Genomic DNA, 4,863 nt, shown 5'->3' with positions numbered 1-4,863 from the left:
GATGGTTAGCGGCGGACGGGTGAGTAACACGTAGGCAACCTGCCCTCAAGCTTGGGACAACTACCGGAAACGGTAGCTAATACCGAATACTTGTTTTCTTCGCCTGAAGGAAACTGGAAAGACGGAGCAATCTGTCACTTGGGGATGGGCCTGCGGCGCATTAGCTAGTTGGTGAGGTAACGGCTCACCAAGGCGACGATGCGTAGCCGACCTGAGAGGGTGATCGGCCACACTGGGACTGAGACACGGCCCAGACTCCTACGGGAGGCAGCAGTAGGGAATCTTCCGCAATGGGCGAAAGCCTGACGGAGCAATGCCGCGTGAGTGATGAAGGTTTTCGGATCGTAAAGCTCTGTTGCCAGGGAAGAACGCTTGGGAGAGTAACTGCTCTCAAGGTGACGGTACCTGAGAAGAAAGCCCCGGCTAACTACGTGCCAGCAGCCGCGGTAATACGTAGGGGGCAAGCGTTGTCCGGAATTATTGGGCGTAAAGCGCGCGCAGGCGGTCATGTAAGTCTGGTGTTTAATCCCGGGGCTCAACCCCGGATCGCACTGGAAACTGTGTGACTTGAGTGCAGAAGAGGAGAGTGGAATTCCACGTGTAGCGGTGAAATGCGTAGATATGTGGAGGAACACCAGTGGCGAAGGCGACTCTCTGGGCTGTAACTGACGCTGAGGCGCGAAAGCGTGGGGAGCAAACAGGATTAGATACCCTGGTAGTCCACGCCGTAAACGATGAGTGCTAGGTGTTAGGGGTTTCGATACCCTTGGTGCCGAAGTTAACACATTAAGCACTCCGCCTGGGGAGTACGGTCGCAAGACTGAAACTCAAAGGAATTGACGGGGACCCGCACAAGCAGTGGAGTATGTGGTTTAATTCGAAGCAACGCGAAGAACCTTACCAGGTCTTGACATCCAACTAACGAAGCAGAGATGCATCAGGTGCCCTTCGGGGAAAGTTGAGACAGGTGGTGCATGGTTGTCGTCAGCTCGTGTCGTGAGATGTTGGGTTAAGTCCCGCAACGAGCGCAACCCTTATATTTAGTTGCCAGCACTTCGGGTGGGCACTCTAGATAGACTGCCGGTGACAAACCGGAGGAAGGTGGGGATGACGTCAAATCATCATGCCCCTTATGACCTGGGCTACACACGTACTACAATGGCCGGTACAACGGGCAGCGAAATCGCGAGATGGAGCCAATCCCAACAAAGCCGGTCTCAGTTCGGATTGCAGGCTGCAACTCGCCTGCATGAAGTCGGAATTGCTAGTAATCGCGGATCAGCATGCCGCGGTGAATACGTTCCCGGGTCTTGTACACACCGCCCGTCACACCACGAGAGTTTATAACACCCGAAGTCGGTGGGGTAACCGCAAGGAGCCAGCCGCCGAAGGTGGGATAGATGATTGGGGTGAAGTCGTAACAAGGTAGCCGTATCGGAAGGTGCGGCTGGATCACCTCCTTTCTATGGAGAATCGTTTCCCGCGTGGAAACATTCAACAAGTCTTCAGGAAGCATGCTTCCGAAGCAAGCTTTACTTCGTAAAGCTTTTCACTCACTCGTTGCTCAGTTTTGAGAGCTCAAACTCTCAACACTTCTCGTTGATTCGACCGACACATCTGTGAACGGCTCGAACCAAACGATTTGTTCTTTGAAAACTAGATATCGAAACGAAACAAACGCGAATTAGAACATTCCTTTAGGGATGAATGCTTGCTCGGTTCAAGTAACCGAACAACAATCATCCTAGCTGATCTTGTGTAAACAAGTGAAGTGTTTTATAAGGTAGATTGCTGGAGCGAGTGATCGAAATGGAGCGACTTTTGGATTTGCGCAAGCAAACCAAGCGGAGCGACAGCTCGAACACGAGCGTCATGGTTAAGCTACTAAGAGCACACGGAGGATGCCTAGGCGCTAGGAGCCGATGAAGGACGTGGCGAACAACGAAACTGCCTCGGGGAGCTGTAAGCAAGCTTTGATCCGGGGATGTCCGAATGGGGAAACCCAGCTGGGGTAATATCCAGTTACTCACAACTGAATACATAGGTTGTGTAGAGGCATACCAAGGGAACTGAAACATCTAAGTACCTTGAGGAAGAGAAAACAATAGTGATTCCGTCAGTAGCGGCGAGCGAACGCGGAGAAGCCCAAACCAGAGAGCTTGCTCTTTGGGGTTGTGGGACGTCTCACATGGAGTTACAAAGGAACCGGTTAAGCGAAGAGGTCTGGAAAGGCCCGCCAAAGAAGGTAAAAGCCCTGTAATTGAAAGTCTGTTCCCTCCGAGACGGATCCCGAGTAGTGCGGGGCACGTGAAACCCCGTATGAATCCGGCAGGACCATCTGCCAAGGCTAAATACTTCCTAGCGACCGATAGTGAAGCAGTACCGTGAGGGAAAGGTGAAAAGCACCCCGGAAGGGGAGTGAAATAGAACCTGAAACCGTGTGCTTACAAAAAGTCAGAGCCCGTTTTAGGGGTGATGGCGTGCCTTTTGTAGAATGAACCGGCGAGTTACGTTCCCGTGCAAGGTTAAGGTGAAGAGCCGGAGCCGCAGCGAAAGCGAGTCTGAATAGGGCGAGTGAGTACGTGGACGTAGACCCGAAACCGGGTGATCTACCCCTGTCCAGGGTGAAGGTGCGGTAACACGCACTGGAGGCCCGAACCCACGCATGTTGAAAAATGCGGGGATGAGGTGGGGGTAGCGGAGAAATTCCAATCGAACTCGGAGATAGCTGGTTCTCCCCGAAATAGCTTTAGGGCTAGCCTCGGAAAACAGAGTCGTGGAGGTAGAGCACTGATTGGGTGCGGGGCCCGCAAGGGTTACCAAGCTCAGTCAAACTCCGAATGCCATAGACTTACTTCCGGGAGTCAGACAGTGAGTGCTAAGATCCATTGTCAAAAGGGAAACAGCCCAGACCATCAGCTAAGGTCCCCAAGTGTGTGTTAAGTGGGAAAGGATGTGGAGTTGCACAGACAACCAGGATGTTGGCTTAGAAGCAGCCACCATTGAAAGAGTGCGTAATAGCTCACTGGTCGAGTGACTCTGCGCCGAAAATGTAACGGGGCTAAACACACCACCGAAGCTATGGCTTGATGCGTATGCATCAGGGGTAGGGGAGCGTTGTATAAGGGTTGAAGGTGTACCGTAAGGAGCGCTGGACATTATACAAGTGAGAATGCCGGTATGAGTAACGAAAAGATCAGTGAGAATCTGATCCGCCGAAAGCCTAAGGGTTCCTGAGGAAGGCTCGTCCGCTCAGGGTAAGTCGGGACCTAAGGCGAGGCCGAAAGGCGTAGTCGAAGGACAACAGGTCGAAATTCCTGTACCACCGTAAATCGTTACGAGCGATGGGGGGACGCAGTAGGGTAGTGACGCAGGCTGATGGATGCCTGTCTAAGCAGTAAGGCTGATGTGTAGGCAAATCCGCACATCGTAAGGCTGAGCTGTGATGGGGAGCGAAAATTACAGTAGCGAAGGTCATGATCTCACACTGCCAAGAAAAGCCTCTAGCCAGATGAAGGTGCCCGTACCGCAAACCGACACAGGTAGGCGAGAAGAGAATTCTAAGGCGCGCGGAAGAACTCTCGTTAAGGAACTCGGCAAAATGACCCCGTAACTTCGGGAGAAGGGGTGCCCCGGTAGTGTGAATAGCACGAGGGGGCCGCAGTGAAAAGGCCCAAGCGACTGTTTAGCAAAAACACAGGTCTGTGCGAAGCCGTAAGGCGAAGTATACGGGCTGACGCCTGCCCGGTGCTGGAAGGTTAAGGGGAGTGGTTAGGAGCAATCCGAAGCTGTGAACCGAAGCCCCAGTAAACGGCGGCCGTAACTATAACGGTCCTAAGGTAGCGAAATTCCTTGTCAGGTAAATTCTGACCCGCACGAATGGCGTAACGACTTGGGCGCTGTCTCAACGAGAGATCCGGTGAAATTTTAATACCTGTGAAGATGCAGGTTACCCGCGACAAGACGGAAAGACCCCATGGAGCTTTACTGCAGCTTGATATTGAATTTGGGTACGATCTGTACAGGATAGGTGGGAGCCATTGAAGCATGAGCGCCAGCTTGTGTGGAGGCACCGTTGGGATACCACCCTGATCGTATCTAGGTTCTAACCTGGTACCGTAAACCGGTGCGGGGACAGTGTCAGGTGGGCAGTTTGACTGGGGCGGTCGCCTCCTAAAGAGTAACGGAGGCGCCCAAAGGTTCCCTCAGAATGGTTGGAAATCATTCGAAGAGTGCAAAGGCATAAGGGAGCTTGACTGCGAGACCTACAAGTCGAGCAGGGACGAAAGTCGGGCTTAGTGATCCGGTGGTACCGCATGGAAGGGCCATCGCTCAACGGATAAAAGCTACCCTGGGGATAACAGGCTTATCTCCCCCAAGAGTCCACATCGACGGGGAGGTTTGGCACCTCGATGTCGGCTCATCGCATCCTGGGGCTGAAGTAGGTCCCAAGGGTTGGGCTGTTCGCCCATTAAAGCGGTACGCGAGCTGGGTTCAGAACGTCGTGAGACAGTTCGGTCCCTATCTGTCGTGGGCGTAGGAAATTTGAGAGGAGCTGTCCTTAGTACGAGAGGACCGGGATGGACGTACCGCTGGTGTACCAGTTGTTCCGCCAGGAGCACCGCTGGGTAGCTATGTACGGACGGGATAAGCGCTGAAAGCATCTAAGCGTGAAGCCCCCCTCAAGATGAGATTTCCCAGTATGTAAGACCCCTTGAAGACGACGAGGTAGATAGGCTGGGGGTGGAAGTGCAGCAATGCATGGAGCTGACCAGTACTAATCGGTCGAGGGCTTATCCAATAGCAAGTTCAAGTTTGCGTGAGTTTCGTTTCGAATCTAGTTTTCAGAGAACAACACTCTGA

Annotated in this window: 2 rRNA genes; both read left to right on the top strand. The window is 53.0% G+C overall.

Annotated elements, in window-relative coordinates:
* A 16S ribosomal RNA gene (locus ACUTVW_RS26620) occupies positions 1-1,463 on the top strand; the annotation flags it as partial.
* Positions 1,464-1,874: 411 nt separating this feature from the next.
* Positions 1,875-4,801 (top strand): 23S ribosomal RNA (locus ACUTVW_RS26615).
* Positions 4,802-4,863 lie beyond the last annotated feature (62 nt).

The organism is Paenibacillus sp. TSA_86.1 (assembly GCF_052691815.1).
Note: the sequence above shows the minus strand (reverse complement) of the source record. Positions and strands in the feature narration are given on the sequence as shown.